This window comes from Mucilaginibacter pocheonensis, assembly GCF_031456535.1.
GTDB classification, from domain to species: Bacteria; Bacteroidota; Bacteroidia; order Sphingobacteriales; family Sphingobacteriaceae; genus Mucilaginibacter; species Mucilaginibacter pocheonensis.
Genome location: NZ_JAVDUU010000002.1, coordinates 992,178 through 1,010,872, shown reverse-complemented (window position 1 = coordinate 1,010,872; position 18,695 = coordinate 992,178). Strand labels below are relative to the sequence as shown.

The following is an 18,695-nucleotide window of genomic DNA, read 5'->3' as shown; positions in this document are numbered from 1 at the left end:
TTACCTTTGCCCCATGGAAACTATCACCTGGCATGATTTTGAACGTGTAGAACTTAGGGTTGGGACTATACTGGAAGCAGCAGATTTTCCCGAAGCCCGTAAACCAGCCTTTAAGGTAAGGGTTGATTTCGGAGAGTTTGGCATCAGATGGTCAAGCGCGCAAATCACTAAACATTATACTAAAGACGAATTGTTAGGCCGGCAGATTGTTGGCGTTGTAAATTTTCCTGAAAAACAAATCGCTAATTTCATGTCGGAATTTTTGGTTACCGGTTTTGCAGATGAAAACGGCGATATAGTATTAACTGCTATTGATAAACCTGTTCCAAACGGCAGTAAACTTATTTAAATGAGATATATCAATTTTGAGGACGAACCCGCCATTTCGCCTGATGATTTTTTTATGGGCGAAGCTTTAAAAGAGGCACGCTACGCCCTTGAAGAAGATGAAATACCTATTGGTGCAATTGTGGTGTACGGCGGAAAAATAATAGGCAAGGGCCATAACCTTACCGAGCGGCTGAGTGATGTATCGGCACATGCCGAAATGCAGGCCTTAACGGCCGCGGCCAACTCCATGGGCGGCAAATACCTGCCGGGTTGTACACTTTACGTAACTATGGAGCCTTGTGTAATGTGCGCGGGCGCCTCCTATTGGTTTCAGGTGAGCCGCATTGTGTTTGGTGCTTATGACACTAAGCTGGGTTTTGGCAGGCTTAACCAAAAAATAACTCATCCCAAAACAGTAATTACCGGAGGTATCCGTGAAGCGGAATGCAGCCAGTTGGTAAAAGATTTTTTCAAAAGCAAAAGGAAATAACCCGCGCTATAATTTACCAGATCACAGTTTTTTAGGAATTGGGTTAAACCGGTAGTTTATGCCGTTAGTTTTCAAATTCTATAATTTTGGATTCCAGACACAAACCTGACAAATTTTTTAGAACAAAAACTCCGTTCAACTCTTATATTTGTTACGTCACAACAATAAACTTTTAAACTTTAATAATAACAATTATGGCATTTACACTACCGGCGTTATCCTACGCTACTGATGCATTGGAACCGCACATTGATAAACTGACCATGGAAATTCACCATGGCAAACATCACCAGGCTTACGTTACCAACTTAAATAAAGCTCTTGAAGGCAAACCTGAAGCAGAGAGTAATATTGATGATATCATCAAAAATATTTCAAAGTTCCCGCCTGCCGTACGTAACAATGGCGGTGGTCATTATAACCACTCTTTATTTTGGACCCTGCTTTCTCCAAACGGTGGCGGCGAACCAACCGGCGCTTTAGGCGAAGCTATAAAAAGCACTTTTGGTTCATTTGCCGATTTCAAAACAAAATTATCTGAAGCAGGAGCAACCCGCTTTGGATCAGGCTGGGCATGGCTTGTTGTTACTGCAGATAAAAAACTGGCTATAACATCAACCCCTAACCAGGATAACCCATTAATGGATATTGCCGAAGTAAAAGGTGCGCCAATTTTTGGTATTGATGTTTGGGAACATGCCTACTATCTGAAATATCAAAACCGCCGTCCTGATTATTTAGCAGCTATATGGAATGTGGTAAACTGGAACCACGTTGCCGAGCTTTATACAAAAGCAACTGCTTAATTTTAAACAAGCATATAAACAAAAAGCGGCGGGATTTAAGCATTCTGCCGCTTTTTGTTTAATTTTTACCGCATATAACTATTATAAACACGTCTGCTGCGGAGCACTAAGCAATTAGCCCACCCATCTCCTTAAAAGAGAGAACATTTGAAAACAGGGTGATCAAAAAGTTTTCGTCCGACCGGGGGAAGATTCAAGAGATATTCCCGCAATGACGTGGTCAAAATCTGTTAAACACCGTCCCTATGAAAGCCATCGTTTTAGAAGCCGCCGATAAACCGCTTATTTGTAAAGAGGTTGATAAACCGGTACTTGCCCCGGGCGAGGTATTGGTACATATTAAAGCTGCCGCGTTAAACCGTCGCGACTATTGGATAACCGTAGGCAAATATGCGGGTATCAAATATCCATCTATATTGGGTTCTGATGGCGCGGGCATTGTTTCCGAAGTTGGTAGCGACCAGGATATACACTGGCTTAACCAGAAGGTGGTCATTAACCCCAGTAATAACTACGGTGATAGTGATGACCATCAGGGCGCAGACTTTAAAATATTAGGATTGCCGGATAACGGCACCTTTGCTGAATATGTGAAAACCAGGGTAGAATACCTGCATCCTAAGCCTGTCCATTTAACCTGGGAGCAAGCCGCGGCTTTACCACTGGCCGGATTGACCGCCTATCGCGCGTTATTTACCAAGGCAAAGGCTAAAAAAGGCGATAAGGTTTTAATATCAGGCGTAGGCGCAGGCACCGGGGCTTTTGCCCTGCAATGGGCCGTTGCTGCAGGCTGTCAGGTTTTTGTAACCTCGGGCAGCGGCGAAAAGATTGAACGTGCAAAACAACTGGGTGCAGCGGCAGGTGTAAATTATAAGGCGCAGGACTGGGCTGAGCAGCTGAAGCTGATGGTTCATGGTTTTGATATTATTATTGATAGCGCGCTGGGCAATGGTTTTGCCAAGTTCCCTGACCTTTGCAACCCCGGTGGGCGCATCGTGATATTTGGCGGAACGGCCGGCAATATCCCCCCGCTGGATGGGCGTAAGATATTTTGGAAACAGCTTCAATTATTAGGTACTACCATGGGTACATATGATGATTTTGTGGCTATGCTCAATTTTGTGAACAACCATCAGTTAGTTCCTGTAATTGATGAGACATTCCCGCTAAAGGACGCGCAAAAAGCAGTCGATAAAATGGCCAATTCCTCGCAGTTTGGTAAAATTGTATTGCAAAATTTATAACTGCCGCTGTTGAGCTATTTTACCAATAACTTAATTGCTGCACAATTTGCCAATACAAAGAACAGCGTAATATGCAAAAGCTTGCAGCTAAACCCGAGTAGCTTTCATGAGTGAGGATATATTAAAATTAAAAATTGAACGGATAAAATGGGAAAACAAAGATACCGCTACGTTTTATTTAAGTAATGTTTCGGGCAGCCGTATTCACTATAAAGCAGGGCAATTCATCACGCTCATATTTAACCACCGTAACGAAGAGATCAGGCGGTCTTATTCTTTAGGGTCGTCGCCAGACGAAGATCTTTTATCCATCACTGTAAAACGTGTAAGCAATGGCGAAATATCACGCTTTATGCTTGCCAAAGAAAGCCCGGGCGATATTTTAACCGCGCTTGCTCCGGCAGGGCGCTTTACGATAAATAATTTTGAACAGGAAAAAGATATATTATTATTTGCCGGGGGCACTGGCATTACTCCGATATTTTCGCAAATTAAATATGTACTGAACCGCCCCGGAAAAAGCCGGCTTACCCTTATTTACAGCAATCAGGATTCAAATTCCGTTTTATTTAAGGATGAACTTAATGAATTGGCGATGCGTCATGCAAACCGGTTTAACATCATTTACCTGTTGAGCAGCCAGGCTAACCGTTTAAATACCGACAGGGTTGAAACCCTAACCCGTGAAATTGTACAGTATGGTTTGGACAAGGCGGAATTTTATCTTTGTGGCCCCTTTCCTTATATGCGGATGATCAGGTTTGCGCTGGTATATATGGGAATTGAGCCCAACCAAATCCGCAGAGAAAATTTTGTACTCGAAACAGTAGCTGTTACCAGTACTATAGTCAACTTTCCGCCCCGCACCATTAAGATCAAACTTAAGGACGAATTACATAATCTTCCGGTTGGCGAAAATCAATCTATATTACAGGCAGCTTTGCAAAATAACGTTGTGCTGCCTTATAGCTGCCGCAATGGTGTTTGCTCCACCTGCACAGCTAAATGCACCAGCGGTAAAGTTGAAATGGTAAAAAATGATGTGCTTACCGATGCCGACATAGCCGAAGGCTGGATATTGACCTGTACCGGTCATCCCGTTAGCGATGACGTGGTAATATCTTTTGGGGAGTAATAATACACAAGTTCAGCATCACTTTATTATAAAAAGAGCCCCCGGTCATCCTGACTTGTTTCGGGATCTCATTTGCTGAGAGGTTTTGCCGGACTGGTGAGCTTATCCTGTGGGATGCCGAAATAAATTCGGCATGACATTATTATAAATACTATGCCAAATGCTGTTTATGTACGCGCCGGTGCACAACCGCTTTTACCTTTTTTGATTTGGATTTTTTACGTTTGCCCCACCAGATAATAAAACCGGTTATGGGTAATGAGGCGCAAATAAGACTTGCTAAAAACGCGATGATCTTAGTGGTTAATCCCCCAATCTGCCCAACATGCAAGTCGTAATTCATGTCGTTCATTTTTAAGCCGGGGCTTTTTTGAGTATGCGGGGTTTGCTTGAGCAGTTTACCGGTGTATTTTTCAAAAACATATTCATCGCTTTTGTAATAGTGCAGGCTTTGCGCAAAAGCGGTTATACCAATAGTACCTGAGGTCGAGGCATCATCAAAGATCAAAAACATCTCGGCCTTTGACGAACGGGTCTGTGCGGATGCAAAAGCTTTATCAATAACAAATTTGCTGTTCACCTTTGCTTTTAAAAGTGAATCGGATTTGGGTATAACTTTTTCCGAAGGGTATGCCTTGCCCAGGTTAGCGGTTGTGTATATACCTTCCCTCACCGATTCGAACACCATAGATAAGCCCGTAATGGATAATATCAGGGCGATAGAAGTAGCATAAAACCCCAATACATTGTGCAAATCATAATTTACCCTGCGCCAACGACCATTCCACTTAATATTAAAGCTGCGTTTGCGGTCGCTTTTACGTTTGGGCCACCAGAGTATAAGGCCTGTTATCATGATCACCATAAATATGATCACCGATATGCCAACCACCAAACTGCCAACCCTGGCAGGCAATAAAAGGTAAAGGTGTATGAATTCAACAATAATAAAAAAGTTTTTTGCAGGGTTTTCCGTATGGATTATTTTGCCGGTGTAAGGGTTTAAATACACATACAACATTTGGTTTTTAGGCAAATTGACAAGTACACCTGCAGGGCGGTCAATACCGTAATAATACATATAGCTGGCTGTTGCCCCGGCCCGGTCCTTAAGCGCCTCGGCTTTTAAAATTGACGGATCAACATAAGGTTTGTATTGAACCTCCACTTTACGATAGCTATGCAAAGCATCCTGTATCTCGTCCTGAAAACAAAAGATACAACCGGTTATACTTACAATAAACACCACCAGCCCGGATATAAACCCAAGCCAGCGGTGACAGAACAATATGATCTTTTTAAAAGGCGTCATTATTAAAATCGGTAAGCAATACTCAAACGGTAATTGCGTGGTGCATCTGCCTGCCAGTAATAAGCGTTCAGGTACGAATAGTAGGAACCGCTGTAGGTATATTTGTCAAGCACATTAAAGACATTGCCGGTAATACGCATTTTAGCACCTTCCCAAAATAGGCCGGCATCCATTTTAAAATAGTTGGGCAACTTTTCCAGGCCAACGCTCCAGGTATCTGTCTGCCGGCCGGCCAGATAAGTTCCGCCCAAAGAGATGCCGGTACCTTTTAGTCCGCCGCTGCTTAATTTATAGCTTAACCAGGCGTTAGCAACGTGTTTTGAGTAACCGGGAACTATGTCGCCTACTTTAATAGTATTATCCGGAGACGCGGCAAGTTCGGGATTTACCTTGCTAACTTTTGAATCGGTGTATGCGTAATTTGCGGTCAGGGCCAGGCCGGGCAACACCTCCCCACGCAGGTCAAACTCCAGGCCCTGAGATTTTTTTTGACCGAATATGATACTTAAACCTGAGTTAGGAGCGGCATTGGGGTCGGCGGTTAACTCGTTATTTCTCAAGATGCGGTATACTGACAGTGTGGTATTCCATTGACCATTGGCCCAATCTTTTTTAATACCAAACTCGGTGTTGGTACCTGTTAATGGCTGTAATTTACCAACACTAACCTTGCCCGCCTGTGGTAAAAATGTCTGATCGCGCAAACCATACACCGAAGTTTGATCATCTATGGATACGCTCAGACCAACACGCGGGGTAAAATGCTTAGCTTCTTCCGGAGTGTTAAAGTCCGACATTTGTATTGAGGTATAACGGCCCGCCAATGTTAATCTAACTCTGTTATCAAAAAAGCCGAGTTCGTCTTGCACATATAAGCTTGAATAGCGGGAGTTGATTAAACCAGATCCTGCCGCTGCACGCGCCTCTAAATTTAAGGTGCGGTCAAACGTAGGGTAACCATTTGCAGGATTGTTTAACGTTGGGATGCCTTCCTGATAAGGATCAAAAGGTGTTGCTTTGGTATCAAGTGATTTTGTTTGGGCATAATCGGCAACATAGTTTTTGTTTGCCATATCAATACCTCCTAAAATTTTATGTACTATGCTGCCTGTAGTTACCTTGCCATTTAAAAATACCTGGGCTAATGACATGGTGCTTTTTGCTTCCCATATACCCGCGTTGCGCACATATCTGCCGTCGGCAAATACGGTGTCGGCCCACATGGAGGTGCCCAGTTGCGAAGAGTTGTACCGGGCCGCCTGCGCGGTCAGTTTCCAGTTATCGGCTAACTGGTGCTGCAGGTTTAAGCTAAAGCTATGATCGTTAATATTGGTTGGAGGCAGACCTGCCGGTAACTGGGTAAAGTTACGCGGAAGCACCGCGTAGCCTTTAGGACTGAATACATAATATGAACCAACATCAGACATATGCGCGCGCTGATAAACATACTCGGCCGTCAGCTTGGTTTTATCGTCAATTTGGTAAGAAATTACAGGTGCAATGACATACCGGTCATTAAACTCATTAGCGCGGAATGAGCCTTTGTTTTGTGCAGACAGGTTTAGGCGATACAGCAGTTTTCCGTCCTTGCTCAGCTTCCCGTCGAGATCAAGCGTTGCGCGGTTCAAATTAAAACTACCGGTGGTAAAGCTAACTTCGCCCTTTGTTTGGCCGGTAGGCTTTTTAGTAACCACATTGTATAATCCGCTTGGGTCGCCGTTAGACAACATAAAGCCTGCCGGACCCTTTACAAATTCAATATGATCAACAAAGCTCATGTCTTCGGTAAGCGGGCCCCAATAGGAACTCACTACATTAAAACCGTTCCTGAATGCTTGTATCTGCGAACCGCGCATGGTAATATTGGTATACATATCGCCCCAATGCTCCAGTCTTACTGCACCGCTCACGTTACGTATCAAACCATCGCTCATACTGATCACCTGCTGATCGGCCAATACCTGTGATGTAACTACCTGAATATTCTGTGGGATCTGTAATAAAGGCTCATCCAACCGCAAGCTGTTTGAAGGGAGATCTGTTTTATATTTTTGTCTTTTACCTGATATAGCAACCTCGTTTAACTGATTAGCATTTTCGGCCAGCACGAAATTAGCTATAGCCGGGTGGCCTGCCATTACTTCAACCTGTGCTTCCTGTGCCTTTTGACTAACATGGCTGATAACAATTGTGTACCTTCCCTGAGGTACCCTTAAGGTAAAATCGCCGTTTTCATTAGTAATGGTTCCATATTTTGTGCCTTTTAATGTAACTGAAACATTTTCGGCAGGCCCGTCATTCTGAATTTTAATATGGCCTTTAATGGTTCCTTTAGTTTGTTGCGCCGTTACTATTGTTGAATGGAGCAGCAATAGGATTGAAAAAATGGAAAGAGAGAGTATTTTGTGAAAAGAGTATTGGTTTTTTGCCATTTTATTTAGACTAATTATAAATAATGGCTCAAAAATAAGTTACATACTATTACAATCCAAATTATTTAGAATAATTATAAATAATATAATAAATGACTAAACCCCTTTAGGCGGTTAAATGTCGATTACCTCTTTTTTCTTTTTACTTTTCATTCGCTTAGGAACAAATTCAAGTATCTCGTTTTTCAAGGCCTCTATCATACGCCGTTTTAAAAAGTTTCGTTGTATAACAATGCTTACTTCCCGGGCAGGCTCGGGCGATTTAAAATAACGCACCTTATCCAATTGTTTATCGCTCAACTCGGCCAGCGCCAGTTCGGGTAGTACGGTAGCGCCATTGTTTTGGTCAACCATGCGTTTTAAGGTTTCTACACTTCCGGTGTTATATTCAAAATGCAGGAACCCTTTGGTTGATTTACGGCGCTGGCAAATGTTTAAAACCTGCTCGCGCATGCAGTGTCCCTCATTAAGTATCCATATTTCTTCCATATCGATGTCTTCAGGAACGATATTTTTCTTTTTTGAAAGTTTGCTGTTCTTGGATACATAGGCTACAAAGTTTTCATAAAAAACCGGTATCTCGGTAAGGGAACTTTCATGCAATGGAGTTGATAAGATACCACAATCAATTACCCCCAGCTTTAATTGTTGTATGATCTCTTCGGTAGTTTGTTCCCAAACAATTAGTTTAACCTGCGGATACTTTTCAATAAACCCACGTATAATCTTAGGTAAAATATATGGGGAAACGGTAGGTATGATGCCAACCCGCAATTCGCCCGACAGTTCCTTTTGCCTGTCGGTAATGATCTCTTTTATCTTTTCACTTTCTGATAGCAGGATGCGCGCCTGTGAAATTATTTCAATACCTATTTCTGTAGGTGTTACCGGCTGCTTGCTCCGATCAAAAATCTTCACCCCCAATGTATCTTCCAGCTTTTGCACCTGCATACTCAAGGTTGGCTGTGTAACAAAGCATTTTTCGGCCGCTAATACAAAACTCCGGTAAGTATCAACTGCTACAATATATTCAAGCTGCGTTATTGTCATATAGATAAATTCTATCCAAATATAACAATTATTGATTTTTTCTATTGAATAAATAACGCTGGCAAATATTATTTTAATTTTAGGCAGCGGTATTGTCAGGAGGCTTAGCCCCACCGCAATAAAACCAAAACAACGTCGAAATCAGTATTCAGGTAATTCAAACTTACAAGCAATAAAAGGGTTCAAGATACTTATCTTGAACCCTTTTATTGCAAACTCACCACTCACCACTCACCACTCACTACTCTACCGTAACTGATTTGGCCAGGTTACGCGGCTGATCAACGTTGCAGCCACGCATAACCGCAATATGGTAAGCCAATAGCTGCAGTGGTATAGTTGCAACAAGCGGAACAAATGCCTCATTGGTTTGGGGGATCTCAATTACATAGTCGGCCATGTTTTTCACCTCGGTATCCCCTTCGGTTACAATAGCAATCACGTGGCCTTTACGGGCCTTTACTTCCTGTATGTTGCTGATCACCTTTTCGTACGATGAATGCTGGGTTGCTATAAACACCACGGGCATTTCGTCATCTATCAGGGCGATAGGGCCATGTTTCATTTCGGCTGCGGGATAACCCTCGGCATGTATATAAGATATTTCCTTAAGCTTTAAAGCACCTTCCAAAGCCACAGGAAATGAACTGCCCCTACCCAGGAAAAGGCAATTGGTTGAATCCTTAAACTTAGCAGCAATGGCTTTAACATGCTCATTTGATCTTAAGGCCTGCTCCACCAACTGAGGTATCTCATTCAACTCTGTCAAATATTCTACCAGCTTGCTTTGTGTTATTTTACCGCGCTGCTGCGCTATGTAAAAAGCAATAAGTGTTAACACGCTCACCTGAGCCGTAAACGCCTTTGTTGATGCCACGCCAATTTCAGGACCGGCATGAGTATATACACCAGCATGAGTAGTACGCGGTATAGATGCCCCCACTACGTTACAAACGCCAAAAATGGTGGCCCCTTTTTCCTTGGCCAGCTCAATGGCAGCCATGGTATCGGCAGTCTCGCCCGACTGTGAGATGGCTATCACGAGGTCTTTCTCGGTAATAATGGGATTGCGGTATCTGAACTCCGAAGCGTACTCTACCTCAACCGGCACGCGGGCATATTCCTCTATCAAATATTCGCCAACCAAACCTGCATGCCATGAGGTACCGCAGGCAATAATGATGATGCGGTCGACATTTTTTAACTTTTCAGTATATTCTTTTATTCCACCCAGCTGCACCTTGCCCTGCTGCGGATAAATACGACCACGCAAACAATCACGTATAGAGCGGGGCTGCTCATATATCTCTTTAAGCATAAAGTGGTCATAGCCGCCTTTTTCAAGCATCTCCAGCTTCAGGTCAAGCTCATGTACATAAGGGGTTTGAACCGAGTTGTCAATGTTTTTGATCAATAGGTTATCACGATGAACGTAGGCTATTTCATTATCGTTCAAATAGATCACATTCTTGGTATACTCCACAATGGGTGTGGCGTCAGAGGCTATAAAATATTCGCCCTTACCTACACCAATTACCATCGGGCTACCTTTACGGGCTGCTATTAACAGATCGGGTTCATCCTCGCTCATGATCACAATAGCATAAGCCCCTATTACCTTATTTAGAGCCACACGCACCGCATCGCGCAAATCAAGCCCGCCTTGCTGCTGCATATCCTCTATCAAATGAATTAATACCTCCGTATCGGTGTCGCTTTTAAAAACATGACCTTTAGCCAGCAGCGTTTCTTTAATAATACCGTAGTTTTCAATAATACCGTTATGTATGATAGTTAACTTACGGTTACCCGAAGAATGAGGATGAGAATTTCTGTCGCTTGGCTCGCCATGGGTTGCCCATCGGGTATGGCCCATGCCTAATGATCCTTTAAGGTCAACCCCTTTTACAAATGCTTCAAGATCATCAACCTTGCCAGCTTTTTTATAAACCCTGAGCTCCTTATCTAACAAAGCTATACCTGCACTGTCATAGCCGCGATACTCTAAACGATGAAGCCCTTTTACAACTATGGGATAAGCATCCCGGTAACCTATATAACCTACAATTCCGCACATATTAAAATATATAAAATGCAAATGGAGCAAAAATAATTAGCTATATAACATAAATCACAGCTAATTATTTTGATTTTTTGAGAAAAGAGGTAAGTTTTTATCGCACTTAAAAACAAATTTTAAGAAGTATAAATAGCTTAAATAAAAAATCCCCTTGACGGGGATTCTTTTATCTAATATTAGAATTCTTTTACTTACGTATACGGGTATAAATGATATTTAATTTGATGTGATAAGGCGAACTTTTATCACTACCAACAGCAATGGTACGGGCGGCAGTTTGCGCGCTGGGTCTAATACTGGTACCCGTAACAGAACCATTTGATGTAACCAATTCGGTAGTATCAATCGGAGCTACATAGGTTCCGTAATCAATAGTTTTTTTACGTATAAGATCCTGGATGTATGATGTTACTAAAAAGTGATATTCCTTTTTGGTTTTATTATAACCTCCGCCAAAAATTGATGGCTGGGCTCGTCCGTCGGCTGTCGAAGCATCCTGAATATAAGTACGCTGATGGGCAATATCTAACTGATACATGGTTAACTTGGGCAATGGCGCATAAGGTATGCCAGAACCTGGCTGCGGTGTTATCACCAGTTCGGCCCTGTTTAACACAATGGAATCAGCATTAAATTTATCCAGGCCCGGAAAACTCACCTTTGCCCTTAAACCTGACAATCCCTGCAGGTAAAAAGTATTCTGCGAATTGGTAGAATCATTTAAAGATGCCTGTATAGCGGTCGAATAGACATGCGTTATTTCGGCACTATACGAACTAAATGGCAATGACACGGTGGCGGTATCAATGGTTGCACCATTTACAGCTTTATAAAAAACATCTAACTTAGACGATGCGAGCGCCAGTTGCAAAATACCTCCGGCGCTTGAAGCCTGGGTTTTATCCAACTTAACGTATAACCCCTTTATGGCGTTCTGAAAAAGCAATACTGATGCCAATTGTGAGCCATTGGCATTGAACAGGTTATTATAAATAAACGACTTGCTGAACGGAATGCGCAATTGAGGAGCCACTTTCTGTACGGTATCCACTGTATCAGCCCTGATCCTGGCAATAGTTAAACTGTCATGAGTACGGGCCGTAAATGTTTTTGTACCTAATGCATTGCCTAAATCGGCCTGCCAGTGCTTGGTGTTATAATAAGTTTGGCTATTAACCTTTTCCTGCATCTGATAAACATTCGCTGTATAGCGTGTAGCAATCGAGTCGCCATAAAAACCATCAGCATACTGCAATACAAGTACAGCCGAATCAATAGTTAATGTACCTGCAGGCACGGTGTAAGCGGCATTGTTTGGTAGTGTAAGGGCAAGCGCCACACTGGCACTGGTTGTGCCAAACTCAGGATCAGTAAAGTTGCCAAGAGGTGTTTTTGTAAGTGCAGATGTTACTACAGGGTCTTCAGGCCTGGTATTAACAATAACATTGGAGTCAACAACCAGCGTCCCGTTGATCTCGTTTGATGGATCAACACCTAAGCCTATCCCGTCTTGTCGTTTACAACTGTTAAAAATAAAAAGACTTATTAACAGTGTCAATAAGTCTAATCTTAAAAATTTCATATATAATATTAAAGATTATGCAACATGCACCAATTCGTCGTTGGTAATTTCGTCGTAAAAATTGTAATAATTTTCGAAATCTGCGGTAGAATCAAATTCTAAAACCGATTTATTGCTGTTTTTAACATTATTTAACACATCTGAATCAATATGCTCGCTGCCTAAAACAATACCGTCAGAGTATTGGATGGCACCTGCATACAATGCAGAATTGGTACCTTCTTTGTAAATATCAACGTGCTGTTCGGTCATGTTGCTCATAACCGCTTTTTGAGTAAAATCCACACTCATTTTTTCTTTAAAATCATTTTCATAGATGGAGTAAATGATCTTTGAATTTTTAAATGTCGGATCGTCTTTATACGTAGTTTTCAAATAAGCAGGCACTAACGAGCTCATCCAGCCGTGGCAATGGATAATATCCGGAGCCCATCCTAATTTTTTCACAGTTTCCAGCGCACCTTTACAAAAGAAGATCATTCTTTCATCATTATCGGCGTAAAACTTGCCGTCTTTGTCGCCAAACACATGCTTGCGTTGAAAATATTCTTCGTTATCTAAAAAATACACCTGCATACGTGCCGCCGGGATCGATGCTACTTTGATGATCAGCGGGTTATCATTGTCATTGATAATGATATTCATACCCGATAAACGGATCACTTCATGAAGTCTGTTTCTGCGCTCATTGATATTGCCAAAACGCGGCATAAGGATACGGATCTCGTAACCCTTCTCCTGCATTGCCTGCGGAAGTTGGCGTGTTATTTCAGCAATTTTTGTGAGTTCGAGAAAGGGAGACATTTCATGAGTTATAAACAAAAGCTTAGATTTACCCATCACTTAATCAGTATTAAAAATGTAAAGAAGTCAAAAAATTTGAGTCTGCAAATATAAGCATTATTATATGAACTGTCAACGAATTATGCAAGTAACTTTTGGTATTTTTTGAGCAAATGCACACCTTTGCCAAAATTTTAAACCCAATTTATACTGGAACCATTACGGGTAGCAGCTCATAAAAAAATCAAATTAAAGGCCATACCATAGCTTCATTCCTATTGAAAAGGCAAACCATATTTAATGAAGATATTTACCACCAAAAAAGAAATAGCTCAATATTTTGCCCAAAAAGACGGGAAAATAACAGGCTTTGTCCCCACAATGGGCGCCTTGCATCCGGGACATTTATCGTTAATTGAACAGGCACAGCAAATTAGCTCCGAAGTAATTTGCAGCATTTTTGTTAATCCTACCCAATTTAATGACCCCAAAGACCTTGAAAAATACCCCAGGCCAATAGCCTCCGATATCAGTTTACTTGAACAGGCCGGGTGCGATATTCTGTTTAATCCGCCGGTTACTGAAATATATGATGATAATGAGAAATGGCATTTAGATATAGGCGAACTGGAGCATTTGCTTGAAGGCAAGTTTAGGCCCGGGCATTACCAGGGAGTTACCCAGGTGGTGTACAAGCTGTTTAACATTGTTAAACCCGATTTGGCCTTTTTTGGCCAAAAGGACTACCAGCAGTTTTTAGTGATCAGTAAAATGGTTGAATTGCTGCACATGCCCGTTAAGCTGGTGATGTGCCCTATTCAGCGCGAAAATGATGGGTTGGCCATGAGCTCAAGAAATATTCACTTAACCGCTTATGACCGTGAGCATGCGCTTATATTATCCAAAACGTTAAACTGGGTTAAAAATAATTTTGATGCCGGTAACATTCCCGCAATAAAACAACAGGCCGAATTGATGGTGAATAACGAGCCGGGCATAGGACTTGAGTATTTTGAAATTGTGGATGGCCAAACCCTCCGTACCGCAAATGCCGATACCAAAAACATAGTTGCCCTGGTTGCTGCCCGCGCGGGTAAAACAAGACTGATAGATAATATGTTGATAGGTTAAATTAACCAAGCATGACCAATTGATTTTACATACAACTGTAAAACTTAAGGCCATGAACCATGAACCGCGCATTATGTGCACATTCTTATCAACTAAATATTCCTAACTTTGCATCATGATTATTGAAATATTAAAGTCCAAGATTCACCGGGTCAAAGTAACACAGGCCGAACTGAATTATGTGGGCAGTATTACAATTGATGAAGACCTGATCGACGCGGCAAACATAATTCCCAATGAAAAGGTACAAATTGTAAATAATAATAACGGTGCACGCTTTGAAACCTACGTTATAAAGGGCGAGCGCGGCAGCGGAACGGTTTGCCTTAATGGCGCTACTGCCCGTTTGGCCCAGGTAGGTGATATTGTGATCATTATGTCATATGCCTATATGGAAACGGAGGAGGCCCGCGCTTATGAACCTATATTGGTATTCCCTGATGCCGATAATAAGCTGATCAGATAACCCTGCATTCAAATTATTCTTCCGGAATTTAATTTTTAATTACGCGGATAGGCGCCCAGCCCGAGTGTTACTTTTAAGTTGACGTCAACATCACTGCCTTTACGTAGTAGGTAAACCATCCTGATGCGTACACTTGGCTGCCTTACCAGTTCATCCAGGAAATGCGAGTTATCAATATCCAGCACAATGCTGTTACCCACAGCTTCCGTGATATCCTTACGCACAGCCACCTGCACCTCATCGCTCCCATCGGCCCTGGCCATATACACTCTTAAAGAAACTATATTACCTATATTATAATTAGACGGGTCTTTTGATTCTAATTTAGCCGATATGATACGCACCTCACTTATCTTGCCCGCGTTGTTACCGTCTTTGGTAAAATCCTGATCAAAACTGTTAGCCGTGCTAATTGCAGTATGCGGCTCGCCTACACTTGCCGATGCTGGAATTGTAAGGTTGGCTGTATAAGGGAACGTTGATTTTACAATAGTTTGCATCATAGCGCAACTACCTAAAAGCAAGGTTATTGCTATCAGAATAAATGAAAATTTCTTCTTCATATTACTTAGGTGGTTATCCTTTACACTACAGATAAAGTTTAACAGCTTTATAACGTAAGTTACGGAATAAACCTTAGTACTCAAAGCCGTTTTTTGAAAAAAACTCTTAAAATCAATAGTTATAGTTTTCAATTGGTTAGCTCAACCATATTTAAAAATGCGTTTTTGTATGTTTTCAAATAGCATTTTGACCGTGCCGAAGCAGCATAAAGAGAGGCAGATACGTGTTTCTAAAATTTTATAAAAAAATAGGCCGAAAAGTTTAACAAAACCCTATCTTTGCACCCCGACGCTGAGGTCGGGATTTTTCGCTTTCAGCGCATAGGAAAAATCGTTATCGTCTTAACCGACTTTTGACTTTTGACTTAGAACTTTTTATTTAATAAAAGCCCTATGCCCAAAGATAACTCCATCAAATCCGTTTTAATTATTGGTTCAGGTCCTATTATTATAGGCCAGGCGTGTGAATTTGATTATGCAGGTTCACAAGCAGCGCTTTCTCTAAAAGATGAAGGCATTTCCGTATCCATCATTAACAGCAATCCTGCTACCATCATGACGGATAATGTAATTGCCGATCATGTGTATCTTTTACCCTTAACCTGCGAAAGCATTGAGCAGATATTAACGGAACAACAAATTGACGCCGTACTGCCTACTATGGGCGGCCAAACCGCTTTAAACCTTTGCAAGGAAGCCGAGGAACGCGGTATTTGGGAAAAGTACAATATTAAAGTTGTTGGCGTTGATGTGGCTGCCATCGAAAAAACAGAAAACCGCGAAGCTTTTCGCCAGTTAATGGTTGATATTGGTGTAGGTGTAGCCAATTCAAAAATTGCCAACTCCTTTTTAGAAGGTAAAGAAGCGGCACAGGAGATCGGCTTTCCGCTGGTTATTCGCCCAAGCTATACATTAGGCGGTTCTGGCGGTGGCTTTGTACACAAAAAAGAAGATTTTGACGCCGCATTGAGCAAAGGTTTGCAGGCATCACCAACGCATGAGGTACTGGTTGAGCAGGCTGTTATTGGCTGGAAAGAGTTTGAGCTTGAATTACTGCGCGACAGCAATGATAACGTTATTATCATCTGCTCCATTGAAAACTTTGACCCAATGGGTATCCATACCGGCGACTCGATCACCGTGGCTCCGGCCATGACCCTGAGCGACCGCTGTTACCAGGAAATGCGTAACCAGGCCATCCGCATGATGCGTGCCATTGGTAATTTTGCAGGTGGCTGTAACGTGCAGTTTTCCGTTAACCCTGCTGATGAGGCTATCATCGCTATTGAAATTAACCCACGTGTTTCGCGTTCATCAGCCCTGGCATCAAAAGCAACAGGTTACCCTATCGCTAAAATTGCCGCTAAGCTGGCCATTGGTTATAACCTTGACGAAATTGAAAATCAGATCACCAAAACAACCTCGGCTTATTTTGAGCCGACACTTGATTATGTGATCGTTAAAATACCCCGTTGGAACTTTGACAAATTTAAAGGCGCCAACCGTGAGCTGGGCCTGCAAATGAAATCAGTAGGCGAAGTGATGGGCATTGGCCGCAGCTTTATTGAGGCGCTGCAAAAAGCCTGTCAGAGTTTAGAGATCGGTCGTGCAGGTTTAGGTGCCGACGGCCGTCAGAGCCGTAACCTGGATGAGATCATGTACAGTCTGGAACACCCAAGCTGGGACAGGCTTTTCCACGTTTATGACGCTTTAAGTTTAGGTGTCCCTATTGAGTCGGTAAGAAAAGTCACTAAAATTGACCGCTGGTTCCTGAACCAGATCATGGATGTGGTAAACCTGGAGAATGAGCTGCGTCGTTATTCCTTAACCAACATACCTGAAGAGTTTTTCTTCACTTTAAAGCAAAAAGGATTCTCTGATACCCAGATCGCTTATATACTGGGCAACGTTACCGAAGAGGATGTATACCAGCGCCGCAAAACATTAGGCATTAACCGTGTTTATAAAATGGTTGATACCTGTGCCGCGGAGTTCCCTGCCAAAACGCCTTACTACTACTCAACTTATGAAGGCGAAAACGAATCGATATCGTCAGATAAAAAGAAAATAATTGTGCTGGGATCGGGCCCTAACCGTATCGGACAGGGTATTGAGTTTGATTACAGCTGCGTACATGGCTTACTGGCCGCCAAAGAAGCTGGTTTTGAAGCCATCATGGTTAACTGTAACCCCGAAACTGTATCAACCGACTTTAACATGGCTGATAAGCTGTACTTTGAGCCGGTATATTGGGAACATGTTCGCGAGATCATTGAGCTTGAAAAACCGCATGGTGTAATTGTTCAGCTTGGCGGACAAACCGCCCTTAAAATGGCTGAAAAACTCCAGGAGCATGGCATCAGGATCATCGGCACATCATTTAATGATATGGACATTGCCGAAGATCGCGGCCGTTTCTCTGACTTGCTGAAAGATCTGGAGATCCCTTACCCAAGATACGGTGTAGCCGAAAGCGCTGAAGAAGCACTTGAGGTTGCCCATCATGTAGGCTACCCAGTTTTAGTACGTCCGAGCTATGTATTGGGCGGACAGGGCATGAGCATTGTGATAAACGACGAAGACCTTGAAAAAGCTGTTGTAAGCCTGCTCAAAAATTTACCAGGCAACCGTGTGCTGATTGACCATTTCCTGGACAGGGCCGCCGAGGCTGAGTCTGACTCAATAAGCGATGGTGACGACGTGCATATTATAGGTATGATGGAGCATATTGAGCCTGCCGGTATCCACTCCGGCGATTCATACGCCGTATTGCCACCTTTTGACCTGTCGGCCAACGTGATACAGCAAATGGAAGATTATACCATAAAAATAGCCAGGGCATTAAATGTACGCGGGCTGCTGAACATACAATTTGCTATAAAAGACGATAAAGTTTATGTAATTGAGGCAAATCCGCGGGCGTCACGTACTGTGCCCTTTATTGCAAAAGCATACCAGGTACCTTACATTAATATAGCAGCCAAAATTATGCTTGGCGCAAACAAATTAAAAGATTTTACTATTGAGCGCAAGCTAAATGGTTATGCTATAAAAGAGCCGGTTTTTTCATATGATAAATTCCCGGAAGTGAATAAGGAGCTGGGCCCTGAAATGAAATCAACCGGCGAAGCCATACGATTTATACCAAGCTTGCAGGATCCTTATTTCAGGCATTTGTACAAAGAGAAATCAATGTACCTGAGCAAATAAAAATAATTAAAACATTAAATTATCACTGTAGTTTAATGACTTGGATAACATTAACCTGTAACTCTGTTACAGGTTAATTAT

The 18,695-nt window shown here is 42.3% G+C and carries 15 protein-coding genes; 8 read left to right on the top strand and 7 right to left on the bottom strand.

Going from position 1 to position 18,695, the window contains the following annotated elements:
• Positions 1–13 precede the first annotated feature (13 nt).
• The 5 genes from J2W55_RS11300 to J2W55_RS11280 all read left to right on the top strand — a co-directional run bounded on the left by J2W55_RS11300 (position 14) and on the right by J2W55_RS11280 (position 4,005).
• On the top strand, positions 14–349 hold the full coding sequence (locus J2W55_RS11300) for a tRNA-binding protein (protein ID WP_310095691.1): 336 nt from the start codon (positions 14–16) through the stop codon (positions 347–349).
• Complete coding sequence (locus J2W55_RS11295; protein ID WP_310095689.1) at positions 350–820, top strand: nucleoside deaminase; 471 nt, start codon at positions 350–352, stop codon at positions 818–820.
• A gap of 194 nt (positions 821–1,014) precedes the next feature.
• Complete coding sequence (locus J2W55_RS11290) at positions 1,015–1,626, top strand: superoxide dismutase (RefSeq protein ID WP_310095688.1); 612 nt, start codon at positions 1,015–1,017, stop codon at positions 1,624–1,626.
• 245 nt (positions 1,627–1,871) lie between these two features.
• A complete protein-coding gene (locus J2W55_RS11285) occupies positions 1,872–2,870 on the top strand; it encodes a zinc-binding dehydrogenase (RefSeq protein ID WP_310095686.1) in 999 nt (332 codons plus the stop codon).
• 106 nt (positions 2,871–2,976) lie between these two features.
• Positions 2,977–4,005, top strand: coding sequence for a 2Fe-2S iron-sulfur cluster-binding protein (locus J2W55_RS11280; RefSeq protein WP_310095683.1), 1,029 nt, complete (start codon positions 2,977–2,979; stop codon positions 4,003–4,005).
• 151 nt (positions 4,006–4,156) lie between these two features.
• Here the strand turns inward: J2W55_RS11280 and J2W55_RS11275 are convergent, their stop codons facing one another.
• The 6 genes from J2W55_RS11275 to J2W55_RS11250 form a co-directional block, all read right to left on the bottom strand.
• Positions 4,157–5,317 (bottom strand): PepSY-associated TM helix domain-containing protein, encoded by a 1,161-nt coding sequence (locus tag J2W55_RS11275; RefSeq protein ID WP_310095681.1) that lies wholly within the window; start codon positions 5,315–5,317, stop codon positions 4,157–4,159.
• A 2-nt stretch (positions 5,318–5,319) separates the two neighbouring features.
• Positions 5,320–7,749, bottom strand: a complete 2,430-nt coding sequence (locus tag J2W55_RS11270) for a TonB-dependent siderophore receptor (RefSeq protein WP_310095679.1) — start codon at positions 7,747–7,749, stop codon at positions 5,320–5,322.
• Between the two features lie 114 nt (positions 7,750–7,863).
• Positions 7,864–8,799, bottom strand: a complete 936-nt coding sequence (locus J2W55_RS11265; RefSeq protein WP_310095677.1) for a hydrogen peroxide-inducible genes activator — start codon at positions 8,797–8,799, stop codon at positions 7,864–7,866.
• A 241-nt stretch (positions 8,800–9,040) separates the two neighbouring features.
• Positions 9,041–10,876, bottom strand: coding sequence for a glutamine--fructose-6-phosphate transaminase (isomerizing) (gene glmS, locus J2W55_RS11260; RefSeq protein WP_310095675.1), 1,836 nt, complete (start codon positions 10,874–10,876; stop codon positions 9,041–9,043).
• 190 nt (positions 10,877–11,066) lie between these two features.
• Complete coding sequence (locus J2W55_RS11255) at positions 11,067–12,461, bottom strand: DUF4270 domain-containing protein (protein ID WP_310095673.1); 1,395 nt, start codon at positions 12,459–12,461, stop codon at positions 11,067–11,069.
• Between the two features lie 15 nt (positions 12,462–12,476).
• A complete protein-coding gene (locus J2W55_RS11250; protein WP_310095670.1) occupies positions 12,477–13,301 on the bottom strand; it encodes a glycogen/starch synthase in 825 nt (274 codons plus the stop codon).
• Positions 13,302–13,544: 243 nt separating this feature from the next.
• Between J2W55_RS11250 and panC the strand changes: the two genes are divergently transcribed.
• Complete coding sequence (gene panC, locus J2W55_RS11245) at positions 13,545–14,375, top strand: pantoate--beta-alanine ligase (RefSeq protein ID WP_310095668.1); 831 nt, start codon at positions 13,545–13,547, stop codon at positions 14,373–14,375.
• 115 nt (positions 14,376–14,490) lie between these two features.
• Positions 14,491–14,841 (top strand): aspartate 1-decarboxylase, encoded by a 351-nt coding sequence (panD, locus tag J2W55_RS11240; protein ID WP_310095666.1) that lies wholly within the window; start codon positions 14,491–14,493, stop codon positions 14,839–14,841.
• Positions 14,842–14,876: 35 nt separating this feature from the next.
• On the opposite strand, the gene J2W55_RS11235 is transcribed toward panD, so the two are convergent.
• Positions 14,877–15,404, bottom strand: coding sequence for a hypothetical protein (locus tag J2W55_RS11235; protein ID WP_310095664.1), 528 nt, complete (start codon positions 15,402–15,404; stop codon positions 14,877–14,879).
• Between the two features lie 393 nt (positions 15,405–15,797).
• Here J2W55_RS11235 and carB point away from each other — a divergent pair, with 393 nt between their 5' ends.
• The gene (gene carB, locus J2W55_RS11230; protein ID WP_310095662.1) at positions 15,798–18,614 is read left to right on the top strand and encodes a carbamoyl-phosphate synthase large subunit; all 2,817 of its coding nucleotides are present in this window, start codon (positions 15,798–15,800) and stop codon (positions 18,612–18,614) included.
• Positions 18,615–18,695: the final 81 nt, after the last annotated feature.